The sequence below is a fragment of the Enterococcus sp. AZ104 genome, from assembly GCF_050546705.1.
Taxonomy (GTDB): domain Bacteria; phylum Bacillota; class Bacilli; order Lactobacillales; family Enterococcaceae; genus Enterococcus; species Enterococcus faecalis.
The window spans coordinates 956,270-978,683 of record NZ_CP172952.1 but is presented as its reverse complement, the minus strand read 5'-3'; the positions used below and the strand labels follow the sequence as shown (position 1 = coordinate 978,683).

At 38.4% G+C, this 22,414-nt stretch carries 23 protein-coding genes; 3 read left to right on the top strand and 20 right to left on the bottom strand.

Features of this window, described 5'->3' with window-relative positions:
• Positions 1–45: 45 nt before the first annotated feature.
• The 7 genes from IGJ37_RS04800 to IGJ37_RS04770 all read right to left on the bottom strand — a co-directional run bounded on the left by IGJ37_RS04800 (position 46) and on the right by IGJ37_RS04770 (position 7,326).
• On the bottom strand, positions 46–699 hold the full coding sequence (locus IGJ37_RS04800; RefSeq protein ID WP_002381967.1) for a TIGR01906 family membrane protein: 654 nt from the start codon (positions 697–699) through the stop codon (positions 46–48).
• Positions 687–1,457, bottom strand: a complete 771-nt coding sequence (locus tag IGJ37_RS04795) for a TIGR01457 family HAD-type hydrolase (protein WP_002410760.1) — start codon at positions 1,455–1,457, stop codon at positions 687–689. The genes IGJ37_RS04800 and IGJ37_RS04795 overlap by 13 nt, the downstream gene beginning before the upstream one ends.
• Positions 1,458–1,462: 5 nt before the next feature.
• A complete protein-coding gene (locus IGJ37_RS04790; RefSeq protein ID WP_002357954.1) occupies positions 1,463–2,092 on the bottom strand; it encodes a YutD family protein in 630 nt (209 codons plus the stop codon).
• A 34-nt stretch (positions 2,093–2,126) separates the two neighbouring features.
• Complete coding sequence (locus tag IGJ37_RS04785; RefSeq protein ID WP_083578683.1) at positions 2,127–3,509, bottom strand: bifunctional metallophosphatase/5'-nucleotidase; 1,383 nt, start codon at positions 3,507–3,509, stop codon at positions 2,127–2,129.
• 124 nt (positions 3,510–3,633) lie between these two features.
• Positions 3,634–5,322 (bottom strand): ribonuclease J, encoded by a 1,689-nt coding sequence (locus IGJ37_RS04780; protein ID WP_002375145.1) that lies wholly within the window; start codon positions 5,320–5,322, stop codon positions 3,634–3,636.
• 30 nt (positions 5,323–5,352) lie between these two features.
• Positions 5,353–6,225 carry a 4-hydroxy-tetrahydrodipicolinate synthase gene (gene dapA / locus IGJ37_RS04775; RefSeq protein WP_430598977.1) on the bottom strand — a complete coding sequence of 291 codons (873 nt, stop codon included), beginning with the start codon at positions 6,223–6,225 and terminating at the stop codon, positions 5,353–5,355.
• Between the two features lie 33 nt (positions 6,226–6,258).
• A complete protein-coding gene (locus tag IGJ37_RS04770; protein WP_002397179.1) occupies positions 6,259–7,326 on the bottom strand; it encodes an aspartate-semialdehyde dehydrogenase in 1,068 nt (355 codons plus the stop codon).
• 206 nt (positions 7,327–7,532) lie between these two features.
• Between IGJ37_RS04770 and IGJ37_RS04765 the strand changes: the two genes are divergently transcribed.
• Positions 7,533–7,991 carry an S-ribosylhomocysteine lyase gene (locus tag IGJ37_RS04765; RefSeq protein WP_002357960.1) on the top strand — a complete coding sequence of 153 codons (459 nt, stop codon included), beginning with the start codon at positions 7,533–7,535 and terminating at the stop codon, positions 7,989–7,991.
• An 83-nt stretch (positions 7,992–8,074) separates the two neighbouring features.
• Positions 8,075–8,809 carry an oxygen-insensitive NADPH nitroreductase gene (nfsA, locus tag IGJ37_RS04760; protein WP_142958266.1) on the top strand — a complete coding sequence of 245 codons (735 nt, stop codon included), beginning with the start codon at positions 8,075–8,077 and terminating at the stop codon, positions 8,807–8,809.
• 57 nt (positions 8,810–8,866) lie between these two features.
• On the opposite strand, the gene IGJ37_RS04755 is transcribed toward nfsA, so the two are convergent.
• The 9 genes from IGJ37_RS04755 to IGJ37_RS04715 form a co-directional block, all read right to left on the bottom strand.
• A complete protein-coding gene (locus IGJ37_RS04755; RefSeq protein WP_002357962.1) occupies positions 8,867–9,115 on the bottom strand; it encodes a YtxH domain-containing protein in 249 nt (82 codons plus the stop codon).
• A gap of 90 nt (positions 9,116–9,205) precedes the next feature.
• Positions 9,206–10,084, bottom strand: a complete 879-nt coding sequence (gene scrK / locus IGJ37_RS04750) for a fructokinase ScrK (protein WP_002357964.1) — start codon at positions 10,082–10,084, stop codon at positions 9,206–9,208.
• A gap of 226 nt (positions 10,085–10,310) precedes the next feature.
• The gene (locus IGJ37_RS04745) at positions 10,311–10,523 is read right to left on the bottom strand and encodes a hypothetical protein (RefSeq protein ID WP_002357965.1); all 213 of its coding nucleotides are present in this window, start codon (positions 10,521–10,523) and stop codon (positions 10,311–10,313) included.
• Complete coding sequence (locus IGJ37_RS04740) at positions 10,516–11,580, bottom strand: DUF916 and DUF3324 domain-containing protein (RefSeq protein ID WP_104891058.1); 1,065 nt, start codon at positions 11,578–11,580, stop codon at positions 10,516–10,518. The genes IGJ37_RS04745 and IGJ37_RS04740 overlap by 8 nt, the downstream gene beginning before the upstream one ends.
• Positions 11,581–11,818: 238 nt before the next feature.
• Positions 11,819–12,088 carry a type B 50S ribosomal protein L31 gene (locus IGJ37_RS04735; RefSeq protein ID WP_002357967.1) on the bottom strand — a complete coding sequence of 90 codons (270 nt, stop codon included), beginning with the start codon at positions 12,086–12,088 and terminating at the stop codon, positions 11,819–11,821.
• 99 nt (positions 12,089–12,187) lie between these two features.
• Positions 12,188–13,480 (bottom strand): transcription termination factor Rho, encoded by a 1,293-nt coding sequence (gene rho / locus IGJ37_RS04730; protein WP_002357968.1) that lies wholly within the window; start codon positions 13,478–13,480, stop codon positions 12,188–12,190.
• Positions 13,477–14,769, bottom strand: coding sequence for a UDP-N-acetylglucosamine 1-carboxyvinyltransferase (locus IGJ37_RS04725; RefSeq protein ID WP_002357969.1), 1,293 nt, complete (start codon positions 14,767–14,769; stop codon positions 13,477–13,479). Before IGJ37_RS04725 ends, rho begins: the two co-directional genes overlap by 4 nt.
• Before the next feature lie 173 nt (positions 14,770–14,942).
• Entirely contained in the window at positions 14,943–15,812 is an 870-nt protein-coding gene (locus tag IGJ37_RS04720; protein ID WP_002357972.1) for a class II fructose-bisphosphate aldolase, read from the bottom strand.
• 202 nt (positions 15,813–16,014) lie between these two features.
• Positions 16,015–16,971, bottom strand: a complete 957-nt coding sequence (locus tag IGJ37_RS04715; protein WP_002381974.1) for a YitT family protein — start codon at positions 16,969–16,971, stop codon at positions 16,015–16,017.
• 234 nt (positions 16,972–17,205) lie between these two features.
• Between IGJ37_RS04715 and IGJ37_RS04710 the strand changes: the two genes are divergently transcribed.
• Positions 17,206–17,700: a YajQ family cyclic di-GMP-binding protein gene (locus tag IGJ37_RS04710; protein WP_002357974.1), complete on the top strand. Its 495-nt coding sequence runs from the start codon at positions 17,206–17,208 to the stop codon at positions 17,698–17,700.
• Positions 17,701–17,716: 16 nt separating this feature from the next.
• Here the strand turns inward: IGJ37_RS04710 and IGJ37_RS04705 are convergent, their stop codons facing one another.
• The 4 genes from IGJ37_RS04705 to IGJ37_RS04690 are packed head-to-tail and all read right to left on the bottom strand — an operon-like array spanning position 17,717 to position 22,401.
• Positions 17,717–18,400: an HD domain-containing protein gene (locus IGJ37_RS04705; protein ID WP_010709340.1), complete on the bottom strand. Its 684-nt coding sequence runs from the start codon at positions 18,398–18,400 to the stop codon at positions 17,717–17,719.
• A gap of 21 nt (positions 18,401–18,421) precedes the next feature.
• A complete protein-coding gene (locus IGJ37_RS04700; protein ID WP_002357976.1) occupies positions 18,422–19,387 on the bottom strand; it encodes an asparaginase in 966 nt (321 codons plus the stop codon).
• Entirely contained in the window at positions 19,384–21,846 is a 2,463-nt protein-coding gene (locus IGJ37_RS04695; protein WP_002386632.1) for a helicase C-terminal domain-containing protein, read from the bottom strand. Before IGJ37_RS04695 ends, IGJ37_RS04700 begins: the two co-directional genes overlap by 4 nt.
• Before the next feature lie 36 nt (positions 21,847–21,882).
• Entirely contained in the window at positions 21,883–22,401 is a 519-nt protein-coding gene (locus IGJ37_RS04690; RefSeq protein ID WP_002361637.1) for a GrdB-related putative oxidoreductase, read from the bottom strand.
• Between the last annotated feature and the right edge of the window lie 13 nt (positions 22,402–22,414).

Here is a 22,414-nt window from a genome sequence, read left to right as displayed (position 1 = left end):
AAAAAAGAAAAGCGAGCAATTTTGGAATTGTTCACTTTTCTCTCTTTATTTTTTTAAAGAACGTTTTCCGATTAAAACACCTATCAAAAACAGGCCTTCTAATAAAACAAAAAACAAGATAAAACAATGCATAAAGTAGGCTTCAGGTAAGGCATTGATAATCGGATCAGTCAGCGGATTAAATAACCAAGCATCGTTGTTAAAAAATAATCCATGAAACGCAATAAAAAATTGATCAAAGCCAATCAGCATGAAAAAGCCAAAAAGCACAGGCAAAAACATGCCCCACTGAAATGGCCGTATCAATGTCCATAAACGCTGATTTTTTACCAAATATTTTAAATAAAGGACACTAGGCATCAACGTAACTAGTAATACGCCATAGCACAATAAAAACAATTTTTTCACTTCATAAAAATGAAAAGCCGCGCTATCAGACATTGGAAAATCAGGAAATACTAATGTTTTTTCAAAAGGATTGTTTAAGTACATCATTAAATGATCGTAATTTTTAATCAAGGTCACACGATCAACCTCTACGTCTTTTAAAATATTTAAGTGTTGGATATCAAAAAGATACAATGGACGAAAATTAATCGTGATCGTGATACTTAAAGCCACAATCGTTAAAAACAAACAAATGAGTCCAAGTGTTTCCCTTAAACGCAATTTCGACCTCATCATACTCAAAAAGTCCATTCATCTAAGGAATCAACAACATAGGTTGGTGGCGTTGGCAAAGTTGGAACAGCTGACTTAGGGGTAAAACCTGATGTAACTAACAAGCTATCAATACCATTTTGAATCCCTGATTGAATATCGGTTTCATAATTATCTCCAACCATAATTACTTGCTCTTTTTCCACGCCTAAATGCGCAATCGCTCGTTCCATGATAATCGCTTTTGGTTTGCCAATATAAACTGGTTTTGTTTGAGTAGCTGTCTCCACAAACATCACAACTGAACCTGCACCAGGTAATAAGCCTCTTTCTGTCGGAATGTTCTTATCTGGATTGGTCCCAATAAACAACGCCCCTTTTTGAATGGCTAAGGTAGCTAAAACCACTTTTTCATAAGATAATTCTGTATCAAGTCCCACGACAACATAATCAGGATTTGTTTCATCCCATTCAAAACCTGCTTCTAAAATTAAGTCAATTAAACCAGCCTCGCCGATGACAAAGACTTTCTTGCCTCGATTGGTTTCTTTCATGTAATCAATCGTCGCTAAAGTCGCTGTATAAACAAGGGATGCTGGGACATGAATATCAAATTCATTTGCTAAACGTTGTGCCACTGTTTCAGGAGATTTAGTGGTATTATTCGTTACAAATAAAAAAGGCAAATCTTTTTCCTGTAACTGCTCGACAAAACGTTTTCCGGCTGGAATTGGTTCTTTTCCTAAATAAATCGTTCCATCTAAATCAATTAAATATCCTTGATAGTCTTTTTTCACTCTGTTTACTCCTCACGTTGACGAATCGTAAAGCCTTTGCCAGATTTTTTGGGACTAGGCTGTTTGGGTGTAGTCGTTTTTTTATTTTCTTCTTTTCGCGTACGAATCACTGGCTTGCTATTTTTATTAGCGGGCGCACTCTTTTCCTCGACAAACGCGTTAGAACGATTATTCTTTTTATGGCGACGACGACGATGCGTTGTTTTTTCTTTACGTTCCCCTGTTCGTTCAATTACAAAATAGGCACAGCCAAAATTACAATATTCATACAAATAGTCTTCTAGTGTATCAATGCGTTGATCTGGCGCTGCCCGACGATTAGAAGTATCAAAAAAGCCACGCAAGCGTAACTGTTCATAGCCCCAGTCTCCTACGATATAATCATAACGCGCTAATACTTCACTAAACCGTTCACCTAAGCGTTCAGGATCAAAGGCATCACGATGATTTTTAACAATTCGGTACTCTCTTTCACCAATTTGAATATCTGTTTCATTCACAATGGTGACAATTTCCCCTTTTTTCTTTTCTTTTACAGGTTCTTCTTTTATTTCTTCAAGAACTGCTGTTAGTTCTTCTGTAAAGGTTGCAGCAGTTTCTGTTTCTTTTTTTTCGGTTGTCTTTTTGTCTGTCATTTTTTCACCACCTAGTTTTTATTATACCTTGTTTTTATTTGATTGGATAGTGGGCATGCAGATAGTTCGCCACGACAGTTCTTAAAACGTCTGGAAATAAAAATTCGACTTCTCCAACTAACTCAATCGTTGGGAAAAACGGAACAAATTGAAAGTGATCCACTGTTGTCAGCGTATACTTCTGCTCTGGCTGAATAGGTTTCCCTTGCCAAAAAACGGTCTGGCTATTTCGCTCAAAACGAATCCCATCATAACATAATTCGCCAAAAATTTTCCCGCGGAAGCCCATCCCGCGAATCGGAAATTTCCGCAGAAATTGACGACTTTTTTCCATTTCACGAATCAAACGGCTCATGTCTGACCCTTTCAAGGTAACCTTGATTAAATGCATTGGATGAGGCAAGGCCTCATGTAATTGGTCTGCATTGATTATTCCTTCTGGTAAATCTGCTAAAAATAATCCGTTGTTTAACACAGCCGCTTCGGTCTGCCCCGCTTCTTTTAACGCCTTCAAGGCAACAGTTATAAAGGCGTGCGGTTGCCGTAAGTCCGTTGATAAGGTTTCAGAGATTTGTGCAATTTGCTGCGCTTGCAATAGTCGATGACCTTCCGTTAAGTAACCCGCAATTTCCTTGGCATCAGTTGCTTGCTCTTCTAAACTTGCTGTTTCAATGGTTTTCGCATAACTTGTGACTTGCTTCGTATCGGCATCCACAAACAGATGCACTTCACCAATATACTGTCCATATTTTCCAGCAGCTGCTAGTTGTACATGATTAATTTTTTCCCCATCTTTAAATAAATGATGTGTATGGGAACCTAAGATCACTTGAATTTCAGGATAATTCGCCGCAATCATAAAATCAGTATCTATCCCCAAGTGACTAAGCAAAATGAGAACATCACATTGAGGCGCAACTTCTGTAATCAGTTGAGGAAGGACTGCTTCCACTTGTTTGATTGTCCAGCCATTGGGATTATACGTTAAAGGAAATGGTGCGGTTAAGCCAATAAACCCTAACTTCGTGCCTTCTTTAGTTGTCATAATTTTATATGCTTGACAAAAATCTGGTAACGTTTGGGTTTTTGGGTCTTCTAAATTAGCTAAGACCACTTCAAATGTTGCCTGATCATATAAATGCTCTAATTGTTTCTTTGAATTGCCGATTCCTTCATTATTTCCAATTGTAACCAGATCATACGCTAATGTATTCATTATAGCTACATTTGCTCGACCATCTGTTGCTTCGGTCAAAGGATGACACCGATCTGAAAAGTCACCTAAATCAATGGTTACGACTGTTTTGCCCTCTTTTTGGTGCAGCGAACGTTTGGCTTTAACCAGACGCCGTATTTTGGGCCAATTTTCAAAGTGAGAATGAAGATCATTGGTATGGAACAACACAATCTCTTCCATTAAAATCGCCTCCTTTATTCAGCGCTCTGATTAATAGTACCATATTTATAGAAGAAAGTTACAAAAAAGAACAGATGACTTTAGAAGAATTTCTCCTAAAATCACCTGCTTTTATCAGGACGAACTATGCGTTATTTTTGGGACGCTTGCGTTGCGTCGCTTCCATGATAACTGGTAAGATCACAGGACGACGTTTGGTTTGTTCAAATAAATAACGGCTTAAGTTTTCACGGATTTCTTGTTTCAGTTTGCTCCATTCAAAATCGTCACTTTCTAAATGCTTTTCAACAATTTCTGTAACAATATTGCTACTTTCTTTCATTAGGTCTTTACTTGTTTTAACGTAAACAAAACCTCTAGAAGTAATTTTAGCTGGTGAAACAATTCGTTTTTCTCGACGATTAATTGTCACAACAGCCACAAAAATACCATCTTCGGAAAGAATACGACGATCCCGTAAAACGATATTACCAATATCACCGACACCAATCCCGTCAATCATAATATTTTCGGCCGTTGTGCTGCCAGCTACCGACATTCTACCTTTTGTATACTCTAGAATGTCCCCACGACCTGTAATAAAGATATCTTTATAAGGCATGCCAATTTCGTGTGCTAAGTCCGCATGCGCAGCTAACTGGCGGTATTCACCTTGGACAGGAATGAAATATTTTGGTTTCATTAAGTTCAGCATCAATTGCAAGTCATTCGGATTAGCGTGACCAGACACACGTAAATTGTCGGAAATTTGCTTCACCGTAGCACCGGCCCGATAGACAATATCCTCTGTTTTGGCAACCGTTGTTTCCATGGCCGTTGTCGGCGTTGTCGTAATATAAACTAAATCGCCTTCTTCAATTCGAACGACACCATGTGTATTATTAGCCATTTTTTGAAGTGACTTAATCGGTTCTCCCATCCGGCCTGTTTCTAAAATTAATAACTGTTCGGGTGCATATTTTTTCATTTCTTTTGGTTTCACTAATAGATCTTCGCTTGGCAATTGTAATTTTTCCAATTTCATCGCCGTCCGAATAATCCGTTCAAAATCTTGGCCTGTCAAAACGACTTTACGACCAGAACGATCCGCTGCATTCAATACTTGTTGGACCCGTTGCAAATTACTTGCCACACATGCCACGATGATTCGTCCTTCCCAATAGCGAATCGTGTCGAACACTTCATCAGCGATTTGGGCTTCGGAAGCAACTTGGACTGGGTTTTCAGCATTTGATGAATCACTAAGTAACGCCAAGACGCCTTCTTTCCCAATTTCAGCCAAGCGGCCATAATCGGTCTGATACATCTCAATCGCACTTTGATCAAATTTAAAATCACCAGTATAAACAATGTTACCTTCTTTTGTTTTGATGCTAACGCCAATCGAATCTGGAATGGTGTGCGTTGTTTTAAAGAAGCTCACCGTTGCTTGACCAAAATCAATTTCTGTATGCGGGTCAATCACATGGAAATCTTTAAATTTCTTCGTTTCCGCATGACTGTTGACACTTAGTTTTGCTAGTTCAATCGTTAATTCTGTCCCAAAAACAGGCACTTGAATTTTTGAAAGCAAATACGGTAAGGCCCCAATTGCATCTGCATGGCCATGTGTCAAAAAGACCCCTGCAATTCGTTCACTATTTTCTTCTAAATACGTAAAATCCGGAATGACAACGTCAATTCCTAAAAGTTCGTTCTCTGGATATTGTAATCCACAATCCAGTACAAAAATTTCATCTTCCACTTCAGCAACGTACATATTTTTTCCATTTTCACGAACGCCGCCTAATGGAACGATTTTTATTGTACTCACTCTTTTCACCTCTCTATGATTACACGTTCTTTAAATCTCTAACGCGCGAATAATTCTTTGCTCTTCTTCTGGTGTACAAGCAACTAGAGGTAAACGTAAATTTCCAACAGGAATACCTAAATGATTTAAGGCCGCTTTCACGGGTGCCGGCGAAGGCACTGAAAACAATGCGTTCATTTTTGGTAATAACTGTCGTTGAATTTTAGCCGCTTCCGGCAAGTTCCCCTGCTCCAGCGCTTGATACATCTCATACATTGACGAACCGAAGACATGACTGGCTACCGAAATAACCCCTTGTCCGCCAAGTGCCTTGGTGGCAAAAGCCAACCCGTCTTCTCCAGTATACACTAGAAAGTCTTTTGGCGCTCTTTCAATCAACTCAGTAATTGCATCTAACCCTGCACATTCTTTAATCGCCACAATTTTTTCCAATTGTGCTAAGCGCAAAGTAGTTTCCACTTCTAGACATGCAGCCGTTCTACCAGGAACATTGTACAAAATAATTGGTAGTTCACTTGCTTCTGCGATGGTTTTAAAATGTTGATACATACCTTCTTGATTTGGTTTATTATAATAAGGAACAACCGCCAAAACAGCATCGATACCAGCGATTGTCGCTAACTCTTTCACAAAAGCGACTGAGTCACGTGTATCATTCGTACCCACACCACAAATAATCGGAATACGTCCATCAATCAGTTCAATCATTCGCTGGAATAATTGTAATTCTTCTTCATGAGTTAACGTGGGTGATTCACCAGTTGTTCCTGCTAAAATAACGCCTTCTGTATGATTGGCCAATAAATAGTCTACCAATTGCGGTAGTTTATCAAAATCTATTTCTCCCGATTCTTGAAACGGCGTAACCATTGCCGTAATAATTTTTGCATTCGTTAAATCCATCCTATTCCCTCCCGAGTATACAATACAAACCTTCTAGTCGTTTTCAGGTACACGAAGCAAATTCATTTCGTGTAGCGTTTCAGCAATTTGGACCGAGTTCCAAGCAGCTCCTTTTAATAGGTTGTCTGACACAATCCATAAATGGAAACCGTTCTTCACGTCAACGTCTTGACGAATACGGCCGACAAATGTTTCTTTCTGGTTGACGCTATTTAGCGCTTGTGGATATAGTTGTTCACTTGGCTCATCTTGCAAAATTACACCTGGAGCTTGCGCCATTAATTCTTGGATGGCTGAGACCGATGCATCTGCTTGTTTCACTTCTATATAAACAGATTCAGAATGTCCTGAAATTACCGGAATACGGACACAGGTGGCAACAACTTTTAGCTTGTTGTCTCCCATGATTTTTTTTGTTTCATTCATCATTTTCCATTCTTCGTAGGTATACCCTGCTTCTGAAAAAACATCAATTTGAGGCAACGCATTAAAAGCAATTGGATAATGTTTTTCGTCACTGCCAGCTGGTAAAATTTCAGCTGACCATTCACTGACAGATTTTCCCTCTAAAAAATCTTCGGCTTGTTCTTTTAGCTCATTAATTGCACGGATACCTGCGCCACTCACAGCTTGATACGTTGAAACGATGATTCGTTCTAAGCCAAACGCTTGCCGAATTGGTTCTAAGGCCACCATCATTTGAATCGTAGAACAATTGGGATTTGCGATGATTCCCTGATGATTTTTCAAGGCTTCCGGGTTCACTTCTGGAACAACTAAAGGAACATCTTTTGCCATTCTAAAATGGCTAGTGTTGTCAACAACGACAGCTCCGCGCTTAACTGCTTCTGGTGCAAACTTTTCGGAAATACTCCCACCAGCACTAAATAATGCTAAATCGATTCCTTCAAATGATTCCGGGACTAATTCTTCCACGATAAGAGGTTGTCCTTTAAACTGAATCTCTTGTCCAGCAGAACGCTTAGACGCCAATAACCTCACACTGGCAATTGGCAAACTTGTCTCTGCTAACAATTCAATCATTCTTGTCCCGACAGCACCTGTTGCTCCTACCACGGCAACATGATATTCTTTTCCCATATTTTCATACTCCCCTCTTACCTTCTTGTAAAAGCTACTTGTCCTATTTTACCATAGTATTGAAAAAACCTACATAGTCAAAAAAATGATTTTTTTATTTTCCCATGATATTTTAAAACTATTACCCATCAAAGGACTATCCATTGACTTTTGACTTAAATTTGTTATAGTTAAAACGAATTTAATTATAAAGGGAGCGAAATTTCATGGCACGCGTAGAAAGTTTTGAATTAGATCACAACACAGTAAAAGCACCATATGTTCGCCTTGCTGGCACAGAACAAAATGGTGATGCGTTAGTCGAAAAATATGACTTACGTTTCTTACAACCAAACAAAGATGCCCTACCAACAGGCGCATTACACACGTTGGAACATTTGTTAGCAGTTAACATGCGTGATGAATTAAAAGGAATCATTGACATTTCGCCAATGGGTTGCCGCACTGGTTTTTATATGATTATGTGGGATCAACATTCACCACAAGAAATCCGTGATGCATTAGTCAACGTTTTAAACAAAGTAATCAATACAGAAGTTGTTCCAGCAGTCTCTGCAAAAGAGTGCGGAAACTACAAAGATCATTCTTTATTTGCAGCGAAAGAATACGCAAAAATCGTCTTAGACCAAGGAATTAGTTTAGATCCATTTGAACGTATTCTGTAATCTTTAGCAATTAACGACAGAGAAACCCACTATTAAGCTGTGGGTTTTTCTGTTCTCTTTCTTAATTTAAACGGAGGTTTTTTATGAATCAAACAATCGAACAATTACTAAGTCACCGTTCCGTTCGTCATTTTAAAAAGCAAGCGTTAACGGACAAGCAGAAACAACAGTTAATTACTGCAGCTCAAGCAGGATCAAGCTCCAATTTTTTACAAGCTTATACAATTATAGAAATCAAAGATCCTGAGCTACGCAGAGAATTGGGACGTTTAGCGAATTGTGAAGACTATGTCGTTAACACTGGTGTGTTCTATGTTTTTGTTGCTGATTTGTATCGTCATGCAACGATTTTGTCAAAAGAGGGGCAATCATTGGAACCCTTAAAAACACCAGAATCATTATTAGTAGCTGCCGTTGATACAACGATTGCTGCGCAAAACATGGCCATTGCGGCTGAATCTATGGATTTAGGGATTTGTTATATTGGCGGCATTCGAAATGACTTAGACACAGTAGCCAAACGCTTATCTTTGCCTGAATTAACTGTACCACTTTTTGGATTAACAATCGGTGTACCAGAAACGTTAAATGGTGTAAAACCACGGATGCCTTTTGAAAATATTTTAAGCGAAAATCACTATCAACCAGACAAATTGACAGATATGCACGCGTATGATGAATTATTAAAAGATTATTATGCCAGCCGCTCAAGTAACGCCCAAACAGCGGATTGGTCACAGAAATCTTTGTCCTATTTTTCTTATAATCGTCGCCCAGAAGTAAAAATTTTCTTGCAAAAACAAGGATTTGATGTCTAAACAAAAGAGCGTGGGCCTACGTTGAAATAACGTAAGCCCACGCTCTTTTGTTAATTTTTATTTATCTTTACTAAATTTGTCTTTTAAGTCTTCAAAGCCTTCTTTAACTTTATCAGTTAATTTTTCAGCGCCTTCTTTAAGGTCGTCGCCGGCATCACGTGCTTTGTCTTTTACGTCAGCAAAGGTTGATTGAGCTTTTCCTTCAAGTTCTTTGCCTTTATCATCCGTAACTTTGCCTTGCGCTTCTTTTGCAGTACCTTCTACTTTATCTTTTGCATCGTCAAAACGTCCTTTTAAATCTGCCATGCTAATCCCTCCTAAATAATTAATTACATAATAAGAGTATCATTCTTAGCCATTTCCTTCAAATATAATGCATGAACTACGAATAAACGGTTATTTTTGAGCTATTAAAGCTTTTTTTGCCAAGGCAAAGCAACCAATTGTTCCTGGATTATCTTCTAAAAGAGGCGTCACCAAGTATTTTTCTAAAGGCGGTGTTTCCACATATCCATTGACTAATTCAGCAAATTTTTCACGAACTTTCGGCATCAAATGACGTTGTTTCATGACGCCGCCGCCTAAAATGATCACTTCTGGCGCTAATAATAAAGTCGTATTGTACGCCGCTTGCGCTAAATAATAAGCTTCTAGTTCCCAAGTTTTATGATCCTCTTCCAATAAATGTCCTTTTTTACCAGAACGACCTTCAACTGCTGGTCCTGCTGCAATCCCTTCTAAACAATCTCCATGATAAGGACAATTTCCTGCATACGTATCTTCAGGATGACGACGGACTAACGCATGCCCCATTTCTGGGTGGCTAAAGCCTTCAATAAACTCACCGTTTTGAATCGCTCCAGCGCCAACACCAGTTCCAATTGTATAATATACACAACTAGATGTATGTTGCCCATTTCCAGCAACATACTCACCATATGCCGCAGCATTCACATCCGTTGTCCAAGCCATTGGCACATCAAAATGTTGTTTCATAGTCCCTAACAAGTCAAAGTTACGCCAAGCTAATTTTGGTGTAGAAGTGATATAACCATACGTAGGAGAATCAACGTGAATATCAATCGGACCAAACGAACCAATCCCAATCGCTTTTAAAGGATATTGTTGGAAAAATTCTATTACTTTTTTCATTGTTTCTTCTGGGGTTGTTGTGGGAAAACTGACACGTTCCACAATGGTCAAATCATCTGTCCCAACGCCACATACAAATTTTGTGCCACCGGCTTCGATACTTCCTAAAAGTTTTTCTGTCATTGCAATATGCTCCTTCGTTTCCATTTTATAAGTAAGCGGATACATTACTTTTGATTAAATAACTAACATACACGTTTAGTTTACCACTTTTTTGTCGTTTCGACAGAACAATTTAACAATTTCAGTCAGGTTGCCCAATGAAATCTGGCAAGTTGCTAAAGAGCATTTTTCTAAAACAAAAAAACGAGCATTCATGGTTATCTAACAATGAATGCTCGTTTTTTGTTTATTGATTCTTTAGCGAAAAATATAACAATAGTCCGATTGTAATCCATCCACCACTAAGTAAAAGCATTAACCAACTTAAAAGCGTTTCTTTTAGAATACTTCTGGGTTCTTTTGCATGCTGAATAAAACTCATACTAGTCAGCAAAGAAAAGAGGAAAAACATAAAACAAATGACCGCTAAACCGCCAGACAACCAAAACCAACTAGCCATTATTCTCACTCTCCTTTTCGCTTGTTTTTTGATAATTATTGCGCCAAATGACACTATAAATTGCCCCAATTGTGATTACTAACAACGTGTAGAAAGTCGGTAACCACCATGTGGGTAGGACCCATTTGACCGTAGCTTCTTGATTCAATTTTTTTGCTTCACGAGTGTTAATCGTAAATTCTTGTTGAAAAGGCCAAGACTGTTGTTCATCTTGTTGTAAAATAGCACGTCCTGTAAATATATAAGTCCCAGCATCTAGCGGTTGTTTGCCCAAATCAAGATGAAAATTCATGGAACTATTTGGGGCAAAGCGAACATTTTTTAGTGTCCGTTGTGCAATTTTTTTAGAGGATCCTTTTTTTATCACTTGACCTTCTAAACGAACTTCTGGAAAAATAGCAGCATATGGATTTTGAATGACCGCCTTTAGTGATTTGGCCCCTAAAGCAATTGTAGGTGTTACTTTCGCTAATTTCAGTTGGTTCACCTCTGTTAAAGGAGCATTCTCAGCACTCCTCATGGCAATCGCAACATTAAACCCGTAGCGACTGGTTAATCCCGTTGTTTGGTTCTCTTCCTCTGTTTTTTCATCTTTGAGATGCGCATAAACCCCGCCTAACACAACTCCTTTGATAGGCTGATCAAGTCCCTTCACCTTCATCTTTGCTGATACTGTTTGATGAGGCGGCACACTCACTTCCTCATTTTCTAAAGTAACCAAGTCTGTCAGCGGAACCTTTAACGATGAATCAAGTGGTTTATCAAAATCATTGTACACAATCAACCCATTATCATTTGTTGATGCATTTGCTAGAGTCAATACGATGGACAATTTTTCGTCTGTCTTATTTTTTATGTCTAAGACAATAGTGGAAGATTGCTTTGGTGCCAGAATTAAATCATAATAACTAGATGTTCCTGACACTTGATTTTCTGGTAAAACAGGCGTTACTGTAAATTTAGTCTTCATTTCTTCTGTAGCTTCTACTTTTGGAACAATAATAAAAAATGTGAAAAACAGAAATAGACAGAAAACACCGACTTTTTTTCTACTCATTTCTTCAAGATCTCCTTTATAAAGCTGAATGTACCTACTAGTCTAACAAATCAGCGAAACAAAGCTGATCAATCTTTGACTTTTGGGAAGGATAATCTTGAAAAGAAAGAGGAAAAGATTGGTAAGTTGCTTTATTTCTTTTCTCTGAATTAAAACTACATATTTAACGCAAAAAAAAGAGGTTTCCCACCACAGTGGAAAACCTCTATAAACCTTGTCATAACAATGTTTTGAAAGACTATGCGTCTGGATTTGCGTTTTCGTCTTTGAGACCGTATTTTTTGTTGAAACGGTCCACACGTCCGTCGGCTTGTGTGAATTTTTGACGACCAGTGTAGAATGGGTGTGAGTCTGAAGTAACCTCAACACGTAATAATGGATAAGTGTTGCCATCTTCCCATTCAACAGTTTCTGAAGATCCTTTAGTTGAACCTGAAAGGAATTTGAAACCTGTTGTTGAATCCATGAATACTACTGGTTGGTAATTTGGATGGATATCTTGTTTCATACGTTTTTTCGCTCCTTTGCCCTGATCCATTTGCTGTATCAGAGTTATTTTGTCGGTATACAACAATGCTATCTTACCATGTTTTCAGTTGGTATGCAATTATCTTTTTGGATTTCTTTTAATTTGTTTGCCAAACGAAACATCATGGAAAACTTCAAATAATTGTTGATTATTTTGGGTCCGTTTCAACATTTTTATGAATTGATCCGTATATTCCAGCGAGTCTCCTGACATATTATTTCTCAATTTCCACGTTTCTTCTAGTTGTTCTGGTGTCATTAGCAACTCTTCTTTTCGTGTACTTGATTTTTTAATATCAATTGCTGGGAAAATACGGCGCTCTGCTAATTCACGAGATAAATGGAGCTCCATGTTGCCTGTGCCTTTGAATTCTTCATAGATGACATCATCCATTCGGCTACCTGTATCCACCAATGCCGTGGCTAAAATAGTCAGACTGCCCCCTTCTTCGATATTTCTGGCAGCACCAAAAAATCGTTTAGGTTTGAAAAACGCAGCTGGATCTATTCCGCCACTTAAGGTTCGACCACTAGGCGGGACCACTAAATTATAGGCCCTTGCTAAACGAGTGATGCTGTCCATTAAAATAACTACGTCCCGTTTGTCTTCAACTAAGCGCATTGCTCGATCCAGAACCAATTCAGCAACTCGCGTATGATTTTGTGGTTGTTGATCAAAAGTTGAAGAAACTACATCGCCTTTAACGCTTCGCTCTAAATCAGTCACTTCTTCAGGACGCTCGTCAATTAACAACAGAATCAATTCCACATCAGGATGATTTTCTGTAATCCCATTAGCAATTTCCTTTAAAACACTTGTTTTCCCCGCTTTTGGCGGCGCTACAATTAAACCACGTTGCCCAAAACCAATTGGGGCAAATACATCAATCATTCGTGTTGATAATCTGCCAGCCGTTGTTTCTAACGTTAATTGTTTTTCAGGATACAACGGTGTTAGCGCTGGAAAATGTGGCCGCTCTTTCGCTTCTTCAGGATCTTTCCCATTGACACTTTCAACATGCATGAGTCCATAGTAACGTTCTGATTCCTTTGGCGGACGCGCCTTGCCAGCTACTTTGTCCCCATTTCTCAATCCGAAACGACGAATTTGAGAAGAAGAAATATAAATGTCTTCTGCACTTGGTCCATAATTAATTGGCCGCAAAAAGCCATAACCATCCTGAGAAACAATATCTAAAATTCCTTCCATGAAGAAAAACCCTTGCTTCTCAGCTTGTGCACGAATCACAGCTAAAGACAATTCTTTTTTGTTCATTTGGCTATAATAAGGAATTTTAAACTCTTTCGCGTACGCATAAATATCTTTTAACGTACTGTTTTCCAATTCAGCCATTGTTAAATAGTCGCTCATTGATCCACCTCAAACGGACCTTCTTGTTCTTCGGTTTCTAGCATTTGAATATCAGCACCCAAAGCAGTTAACTTTTCGATAATGTGGTCGTACCCACGTAAAATATATTCTACATTATAAATCGTGGTCGTACCTTCAGCCATCAAGCCGGCAGTGACTAGGCAAGCGCCTGCCCGTAAATCAGAGGCGACTACTTCTGCACCGTGCAATTGATTTGGGCCATTTAAGATAATCATATTGCCTTCAACCGAAGCATCAGCCCCCATCCGCACTAACTCAGGGATATGCTTATTTCGTTGAGCATATATCGTATCAATAATTTCACCAGTTCCTTGCGCTTTTAAAAGTAATGGCGTTAACGGTTGTTGCAAGTCTGTGGCAAAACCAGGATACGGATAGGTTTTCACCGTCGTCATTTTCAGATCATGTGACGGATGAACTTCAATCATGTCTTCTTCAATTGTCATCTTAACGCCCATTTCTTGCAATTTCGCAATGAAGCTTTCTAAATGCTCATAAATAACATTTCGAACCTTGATTCCTTCACCCATAGCTGCTGCCATAGCTAAATAAGTCCCAGCTTCAATTCGATCTGGAATAATCGAGTGACGACAGCCATGTAATTCTTCGACTCCTTCAATCCGAATAACATCCGTTCCAGCTCCTCGAACTTTTGCACCCATGTTATTTAATAATGTAGCAATATCAATAATTTCTGGCTCACGCGCAGCATTTTCAATAATCGTTTTGCCTTTGGCTTTAACTGCGGCTAACATGACATTGATTGTAGCGCCAATAGATACCATATCCATAAAAATTCGTGTTCCTTGTAAGCCAGCTTCGTCTGTTCTCAAGTACATCGCCCCATGTTCGTTGGTTACATGAGCGCCTAATGCTTCAAATCCTTTGATATGTAAATCAATTGGACGAGGGCCTAAGTAACAACCGCCAGGTAAGCCGACAACGCCTTCCCCAAATCGACCAAGAAGTGAGCCCATAAAATAATAGGACGCACGTAAGCTATTGATTTTTCCTTTTGGCATTGGCACAGAAACAACTTCTGTTGGGTCAATAATTAATGTATTATTTTCAAAAGTAATTTTAGCACCCATAATTTCTAAAATTTCAATTAATGAGTGAACATCCTGAATGTCAGGAACGCCATCTAAAGTCACGGGCGAATCTGCTAAAATAGCAGCTGGAATTAAAGCGACCACACTATTTTTAGCGCCGCTAATGGTTACTTCGCCTTTTAATGGACGATTCCCATTGATTACAATTTTTTTCATTTATATTCTCACCTATCTGTAATATACGTTTTCTAAATAAACTACCCAATCATTCTATCATAATCAAGCTTAAGAAAAAAGAAAACTTCTCAGGTATTTTAATAGAATGAAAAAATAACAAAAAATAAAAAAGACAGCCACGTGCTGTGGCTGTCTTTAACGTAACTAGTTGATTAAGCTTTGTTAGCTGAACCGAACCAATCAATGTGTTCTTCTGCATCTTTGATGATTGCAGCTTTACCTGGTGCTAATAATTTACGAGGGTCAAATCCTTTACCTTCTAAATCTTTACCAGCTTCAATATATTCGCGCGTTGCTTTAGCGAATGATAATTGGAATTCTGTATTTACGTTAACTTTTGAGATACCCATTGAAATTGCTTTTTCAATTTGTTCTTGAGGAATACCAGAACCTCCGTGTAATACTAGAGGTACATCAGAACCGACAGCTTCAGCAATCGCTTGTAAGTGATCAAATGCTAAACCTTTCCAGTTTTCTGGATATTGACCATGGATGTTACCGATACCACATGCTAAGTAGTCAATACCTGTAGCAACCATTTGTTTACATTCTTCGATATCAGCTAATTCGCCAGTACCGATGATTCCGTCTTCTTCACCACCGATTGAACCAACTTCACATTCGACAGAAATACCTTTAGCGTGCGCTTTTTCAACTACATCTTTCGCTAATTTTAAGTTTTCTTCGAATGGTAAGTGAGAACCATCAAACATGATTGAAGTATAGCCAACTTCGATACATTCTAAAGCAGCTTCGTAGTCACCGTGGTCTAAGTGAATTGCTACTGGAACTGTGATATTCATTGAGTCTACTAAATTAGTAATCATGTCTTTAGCTACTTTGTAGCCGCCCATGTATTTAGCAGCGCCCATTGATGTTTGGATTAGAACTGGTGCTTTTTTAGCTTCTGCTGCTTCTAAAATCGCTTGTGTCCATTCTAAGTTATTTGTGTTATAGCCACCTACTGCATACCCGCCTTTACGTGCTGCTTTTAAGAATTCTGCTCCTGATACTACTGGCATAAAAAATTCCTCCTAAGTTTTTAAAAACTTTATTTGTTAGGTGTTCCCTAACCAACGGTTCTATTTTAGCAGAATTCCTGACACTTTTCTAGTAAAATTCCCTTTTTCAGAAAATTTTTGTCTATTCTTTCACATAACCTTCATTTTTATAAAAAAACCTCCAGTTTTCCCGTTAAGACTTTGGGACCTGAAGGCCGACTTGCTATTTTAATTTTTTCTTTGGTGGATAACGTTTCACCTTGTAAGATTGAAGCTCAGGAAATGTTCCTGTACTATGAAAAATCCGTTGTTCATCTTCATTGGCAAAACGCCCTAAAACCGATTGTGTTGGTAAAATATTTACAAAGGCATTCTCATCGATACTGTAAACTGCTTGTTCTAAATCATAGAGTTCGTAGCGAGTAATGACCATCATAATCATCCGACCTTCTGCACCTGAATAGCCGCCGATTGAAGGCAACAAGGTCATGCCACGAGCGATTTGTTGAGAAACTTCTAAGGCAACGGCTTCTGGTCTCGTGGTGACAATCATTGCTGTGACTTTTTGGTGACTGGTATGAATCATGTCGACCACCTGACTCAAACAGTAAATAGAAATAATAGTATACAACGCACTTTCCCAGTTAAATACAAAACCAGCCAACAGCACAATAATACCATTTAATAAGAACATAAAATTACCAACGGTTTTCCCTGTTGTTTTTGAAAGAATCAGTGAAATAATGTCCATGCCGCCAGTGTTAAAGCCCATTTTCAATGAAAGCCCTGCGCCAACGCCGACTAAGACACCACCCATAATTGCGTTCATCAAAGGATTCGTTGTGACTGTTACGATTGGCACAAACATAGTGACAACGGAAATGCCAATAACATTGATGAAACTAAGAATCGTTGATTGTTTCCCTAATTTTACAAACCCTAGAATGAAGACGGGAATGTTTAAAAATAAAATGAAAATCCCTGTATTAATATGGATTCCTAAATTTGTATATAATAATGTAGCAATGATTTGCGCAATTCCGTTCATCCCTGCCGAAAAAACTTTTGCCGGAATCAAAAAGAAATTCAAACCGACCGCAGAAGTCAAGGCGGTTATCGCCATCACTGCTATTTTTTTTATCGATTCATTTCTTTGGTAAGTACTAACCAATCGACTCATTTTTCTTCGCTCCTTCGCTATTCTTCTGACTTAGAATAACAGGTTCTATCCTAAAAGAAAAGGGGCTAAAAACGAACATTGAAAAAATTTTTTTTGCAACGTTTTCATGAAAGAATGCGGGAAGATATCCCTAAAAATTGATCTTCTTATTTCTCTATTCAAAATGATTCTAGCCTAACCTTTTTTACTATTTCATGATATGATGAAGCAAAGAATATTTTAGGAGGTTTTTACATGGCTGCAAAAGAAGCAAGTTTTGATGTAGTTTCAGAGGTCAATATGGAGGAAGTCAAAAACGCAATTCAAATTGCCTTGAAAGAATTGAAAAATCGTTTTGACTTTAAAGGGTCAATTGCTGATATTAAATTGGAAAACGATAAACTAGTAGTCGTAGCTGAAGATGATTATAAAGTCGAGCAAGTGAAGGATATTTTATTTGGAAAATTAGTCAAACGCAATGTTCCGATTAAAAATATTCATTTCTCAGAAAGTGAAAAAGCCTTAGGGGGTACCGCTCGCCAATATGGTGATTTAATCAGTGGTATTGATAAAGAAAATGCGAAAAAAATCAACACAGCTATCAAAAACTCTGGGATTAAAGTTAAGTCACAAATCCAAGAAGACAAAATTCGGGTAACTGGAAAAAGTCGGGATGATTTACAAAAAGTCATGGCTCTTTTACGAGAATTAGATTTACCAATGGCTCTTGAGTTTAATAATTATCGCTAAAAAAATCCTTCAACTGTTAATGAACAGTTGAAGGATTTTTTTGTTTTGGTACCGGCCATTCTTGTTTATTCAATAAAACGATTGGTCGGCGTTGGATTTTTTCTGAAAAAGCGGCAATTGCTTTTAAAACCTTTGGCATAAAATAAAACGCATTTAATTCTTCTAAATCCAGTTCTTCTTCTGCCGTAAACGAGACACAAACTTCTTGTTCTGAAAGCATAATTTCAATTTTCTTTAAAAATTGAAATTGCCGCATTCCCGGTACGAAATAACCAGCCTTTGCAACACGAGAGGCTGTAATATCTAACTTATCACTAATGATTAGCGCTAGTGTCATTAACTCTTCCGAATCAAAGCCGTTACTATGATTTTCTATAGAAGATAAAATTTCTTCTTGATAAGGCAAACAAATCTTTTGCTTACGAAAATATGCTTCTGCAAATTGTTTCCCACGAAGTGCATGTCCTGCTTTTCCTTGTAGCGCACCCACATCATGGAGCAGTGCCGCAATTTTTGCCGCCTCTAAATACTCCTCTGAAACAGCAAGTTGTTTCAAAATCATTTCCGTCATGGCTACGACATTGGTTACATGAAACCAATTATGGTATGCCCACCCAGCTTCTTCATCTTCCATTTGACCAATTGCATCATAAATTTGTCGAATTTCAGTATCTTGATGAATGCGTTCAAACAGCTTCATTTATTTTCTCCTTAAAATTAGTTACTGTTCCAAAAATTCTTTTAACTCTGCAGGATTTTTTTCGCTGTTTAAACCAACAATTAAACGAATCCGCGCTTTCGGTCCGTTTAAACCACGGGCAAAAACGACCCCCATTTTTTTCAAGCCAACGCCACCACCAGCATAATCATAGATATCTTCAGCAATGCCATTGGAACAACGAGAAACTAAAACGACTGGAATCCCGTTGTCTAGCATTTTTTGTAATGCTGGGAGCGTTTCTGGCGGTAAATTACCCGCGCCTAGCGCTTCAATTACTAACCCATCCGTTTCTGGGGTGTTTAATAATTCAAACATCCGTTCACCCATCCCCGCATAGGCCTTCACTACGTGAACATTTCCTTTCACAGAAGAAACATCGCAAACTTCTTGCGGTAAGACCTCTTTCGCAAAAAAAGCACGTTCTTTCGCAATGGTTCCTATTGGTCCAAAAGTTGGCGTCCGAAACGTCGCTACGTTCGTTGTATGTGTTTTTGTCACATAACGCGCCGTATGAATTTCATCATTCATCACGACTAAAACACCTTTATCGTACGATTCGTCTGAACAAGCAGTCCAAATAGCACTGATGAAATTATACAAGCCATCACTACCGATTTCGTTACTTGACCGCATTGCTCCTGTTAAAACAATGGGGATTTTTTTCTCTAAGGTTATATCTAAAAAATAAGCAGTTTCTTCTAATGTATCTGTTCCATGCGTAATAACCACGCCATCAATTGGTTCAGAATAAGCTTTTTGAATCCGTTCTTTTAATTGAAACATCCGTTCTAAGGTCATGTGTGGTGAGGGAATATTAAAAATATCTTCAACAACTAAATGAACCTTGCCAGAAAATAATGCTTCTTGTTCCATCAACGGATTTTTTTCATTCGGGGCAACACTTCCTCCTGCTACTTTCGACATGGAAATGGTCCCACCTGTATGAAGGACTAAAATGGTCTTCATTTGTTTCCTCCTTTGTTTTCTTTATTTTTTAACCAAAATTGTTTCACTTGTTGAATGAGTTGTTCATTGGTGTTTGCCTTTCGATGCGCCAACCAATGCGGCGGAAAGAAACGCTGGACACTTGGTAATTCAAATCGTTCGTCTAATAACAACACAAAGCCTTTATCTTGCGCATCTCGAATGACACGTCCAGCCGCTTGCAAGACTTTATTCATGCCAGGAATTTGATACGCAAATTGAAACCCTTGCCCTCGCTCTTCTTGATAAAAAGTGCGAATCAGTTCTTGCTCTGGGTTCATTTGTGGTAGCCCGACACTAACAATTATCGTACCAATCAATCGGGTACCTTTCAAGTCAATTCCTTCTGAAAATATACCACCTAAAACACAAAAACCGATGAAAGTTTCTTGAGGATTCTCTTTAAATTCAGCTAAAAATGCTTCTCGCTCTTTTTCGTTTAAGTCCGTTCCCTGAATTTGAGTTTTTACTTGCGGGTAACGTTGGCTAAATACTTGATAGACATCATCCATATAGGCGTAGGAAGGAAAGAAAATTAAATAATTACCTGTTTTTGTTTCACTTAACTTCCCTAAAAGTTCACTAATCTGTGGATAACTTTTTTCACGGTTTTTATAGGTTGTTTGAAGATGACTACCAATCATCAACAATTGATTTTCTTCCGGAAAAGGATACGGAATCCGATAACGTAGGCTTTCTTCACCTCCACCAAGCACTTCTTGATAATAATTCAGAGGTGTTAAACTTGCCGAAAATAAGATACTCGCTTTCCCTTTATCTAATCGTTGTGACAATAAATAAGCCGGATCGACACAAAATTGTTTCACAACGCAGTCATAGTTTCGCAAAGAAATAGACGTATAAAAGCCGTTGTCGTAATACTCGCTGATTCGAAGATAACTTAAACAATCAAAATAAAAACTGAGAATCGACGCCAATTCCTCAATGTGTTGATTTTCTGGCAACCATTCTGCAATTACTTCTGTTAATCGATGTATCTGTTTAACTAATGAATCAATTGGCGCGCGTTGGGCAAAAAAATCCGTGTCTTTTTCTTCACAGATTGCTTCAATATCATCAAACGTAGTTAAGACTTTTTGACAAGCTCTTTTCAATTGAACAGATTCTTTTTGCAATCTTTTTTGAATTTGCAAAACCGCATTCCTAGAAATAGCGGCCGAATACATCTCCCGTGAACGATTAACCAAATTATGGGTTTCATCCACTAAAAAAATATTCTCTTCTGCACTTTGGGGTTCTTCAAAGAAGCGCCGTAAATAAACCGTTGGATCAAATAGATAATTGTAATCGCCAATAATTAAATCACACCAAAGACTTGCATCTAGCGACAACTCGAATGGACACAATTGGTGCTTTTGTGCATACCGTTCAATAACCTCTCTCGTTAAATGATTTTCATGTTGCAATAAATCCCACAGTCCCTCATTTAAACGATCATAATAGCCATCAGCAAACGGGCAATGTTCTGGTGTACAATTTCGTTCAGTTAAAAAACAAATTTTATCTTTTGCTGTTAACGTAATACTCTTAGTTTGCGCTTGTTTTTCGGACAGCGCTTTGACGGCATCTTCAGCCACTTGCCGCGTGATGGTCTTAGCTGTTAAATAAAAAATCCGTTCACCTTCTTCTTCACCAATTGCTTTCATTGCTGGAAAAAGAGTGGACATTGTCTTGCCTGTTCCAGTTGGTGCTTCCACGAAGAGCCGCTGTTTACTAAGAATTGTTTTATAGACGGCTACCGCCAATTCTCGTTGCCCTTTGCGATACTCCCCGTAAGGAAAACTAAGATTTTTTAATGATTTATTTCTCAAAATACGCCACTCTTCTTTAAAAATTACCCACTGTTCATAGCGCTTCATCAAATCAGTAAAAAACTCCGCTAATGCAGCTTCTGTAAAATGGCGTTCTTGTCGTGTGATTTGTTTTGTGGTGGTCTGATAATAAGTGAGTTGAAGCGTTATTTCAGAAAGTTGTTCTTGTTGGCAATACATGTGACCATAACACATCGCTTGATACCAAAACAATTCGACCTTTTCTGGCGGCAATTCTTCAAACGCTGGTTCGGATGTTTTAATTTCATCAATGACCACTTGCCCAGTTTCTTTCACAAAAATGCCGTCTGCACGACCTTCTACACAATAATTATGGCCATTTAAAGGCACCTCAATTTTTAAAGATACTTCCTTTTGATAAAGGCTCCCCGCTTCCTTTTGCAACATTCGATGAAGGCGACTACCTTCTTGTGGTGTATGTTCACTCACATGGCGAGAATCGATACTTCCCCGCCTTAAAATAAATTCGACCACTTGACGCACCGCAATTTTTCTCGTTGATTTCACGTAATCCCACCTATCTGCCTCCCTATTATAGAACATACATTCGCTAAACAAAAGCAAAAAATCCAAAACGAACACAATCATGCGTTCATTCTGGATTTCTCTTTAGATTATCAACAATTAAAAACAACTTGTTTCTTCTAACTGTTTGGTTTCTTTTCCATTTGCTTTTGCCACGACCAATTGCGCCATTTGTTTAAACGAATTATTTAAACCAATGCCGCCCTTTTTGGGCATCTTCACAATCGGTACTTGCTGATAATAGTGACTAACTGCTGGATTTTCTTCTGCCATCGCTGCAATTGCAGGAATGCCTGCAGCATTAAACTTACAAGCTAGACGAGCAGCCATTTCTCCAAAATTAGGATAATGCATGGCTGGTCCGCAAAGAACCGCATCGGCATGAAACTTTTTTGCAAAGCCAATAAATTTCTTTGCTACCTCTTCCTCGTTTTCCAAATAATATTGGTCACCACAATAAAGTGTCGCAACAATTTCCGCTCCTTGCTTCTGTAAAAATGGTAGCAATGTTACCCCTGGACCTAAGGGAGCTTTTTTACCACTTGGTTTCAGCTGAGCTTGTTCATCACTGCCAAATCCTGCTAAACTGTGGTTTAAGACTAAAAGGATTTTTTTCATGCCTATTTCCTCC

Excerpts from the sequence above, each read along its gene's own strand:
- IGJ37_RS04790 (WP_002357954.1), bottom strand. The coding sequence starts at position 2,092 with ATGACAGACAAAAAGACAACCGAAAAAAAAGAAACAGAAACTGCTGCA.
- IGJ37_RS04690 (WP_002361637.1), bottom strand. The coding sequence starts at position 22,401 with ATGAAAAAAATCCTTTTAGTCTTAAACCACAGTTTAGCAGGATTTGGC.
- IGJ37_RS04755 (WP_002357962.1), bottom strand. The coding sequence starts at position 9,115 with ATGGCAGATTTAAAAGGACGTTTTGACGATGCAAAAGATAAAGTAGAA.
- scrK (WP_002357964.1), bottom strand. The coding sequence starts at position 10,084 with ATGACAGAAAAACTTTTAGGAAGTATCGAAGCCGGTGGCACAAAATTT.
- rho (WP_002357968.1), bottom strand. The coding sequence starts at position 13,480 with ATGAGCGACTATTTAACAATGGCTGAATTGGAAAACAGTACGTTAAAA.
- nfsA (WP_142958266.1), top strand. The coding sequence starts at position 8,075 with ATGAATCAAACAATCGAACAATTACTAAGTCACCGTTCCGTTCGTCAT.
- IGJ37_RS04735 (WP_002357967.1), bottom strand. The coding sequence starts at position 12,088 with ATGAAACAAGATATCCATCCAAATTACCAACCAGTAGTATTCATGGAT.
- IGJ37_RS04765 (WP_002357960.1), top strand. The coding sequence starts at position 7,533 with ATGGCACGCGTAGAAAGTTTTGAATTAGATCACAACACAGTAAAAGCA.
- dapA (WP_430598977.1), bottom strand. The coding sequence starts at position 6,225 with ATGGATTTAACGAATGCAAAAATTATTACGGCAATGGTTACGCCGTTT.
- IGJ37_RS04715 (WP_002381974.1), bottom strand. The coding sequence starts at position 16,971 with ATGAGTCGATTGGTTAGTACTTACCAAAGAAATGAATCGATAAAAAAA.
- IGJ37_RS04745 (WP_002357965.1), bottom strand. The coding sequence starts at position 10,523 with ATGGCTAGTTGGTTTTGGTTGTCTGGCGGTTTAGCGGTCATTTGTTTT.
- IGJ37_RS04785 (WP_083578683.1), bottom strand. The coding sequence starts at position 3,509 with ATGGAAGAGATTGTGTTGTTCCATACCAATGATCTTCATTCTCACTTT.
- IGJ37_RS04770 (WP_002397179.1), bottom strand. The coding sequence starts at position 7,326 with ATGGGAAAAGAATATCATGTTGCCGTGGTAGGAGCAACAGGTGCTGTC.
- IGJ37_RS04740 (WP_104891058.1), bottom strand. The coding sequence starts at position 11,580 with ATGAGTAGAAAAAAAGTCGGTGTTTTCTGTCTATTTCTGTTTTTCACA.
- IGJ37_RS04720 (WP_002357972.1), bottom strand. The coding sequence starts at position 15,812 with ATGCCAGTAGTATCAGGAGCAGAATTCTTAAAAGCAGCACGTAAAGGC.
- IGJ37_RS04725 (WP_002357969.1), bottom strand. The coding sequence starts at position 14,769 with ATGAAAAAAATTGTAATCAATGGGAATCGTCCATTAAAAGGCGAAGTA.
- IGJ37_RS04695 (WP_002386632.1), bottom strand. The coding sequence starts at position 21,846 with ATGATTGTGTTCGTTTTGGATTTTTTGCTTTTGTTTAGCGAATGTATG.
- IGJ37_RS04700 (WP_002357976.1), bottom strand. The coding sequence starts at position 19,387 with ATGAAGACCATTTTAGTCCTTCATACAGGTGGGACCATTTCCATGTCG.
- IGJ37_RS04705 (WP_010709340.1), bottom strand. The coding sequence starts at position 18,400 with ATGAAGCTGTTTGAACGCATTCATCAAGATACTGAAATTCGACAAATT.
- IGJ37_RS04800 (WP_002381967.1), bottom strand. The coding sequence starts at position 699 with ATGGACTTTTTGAGTATGATGAGGTCGAAATTGCGTTTAAGGGAAACA.
- IGJ37_RS04710 (WP_002357974.1), top strand. The coding sequence starts at position 17,206 with ATGGCTGCAAAAGAAGCAAGTTTTGATGTAGTTTCAGAGGTCAATATG.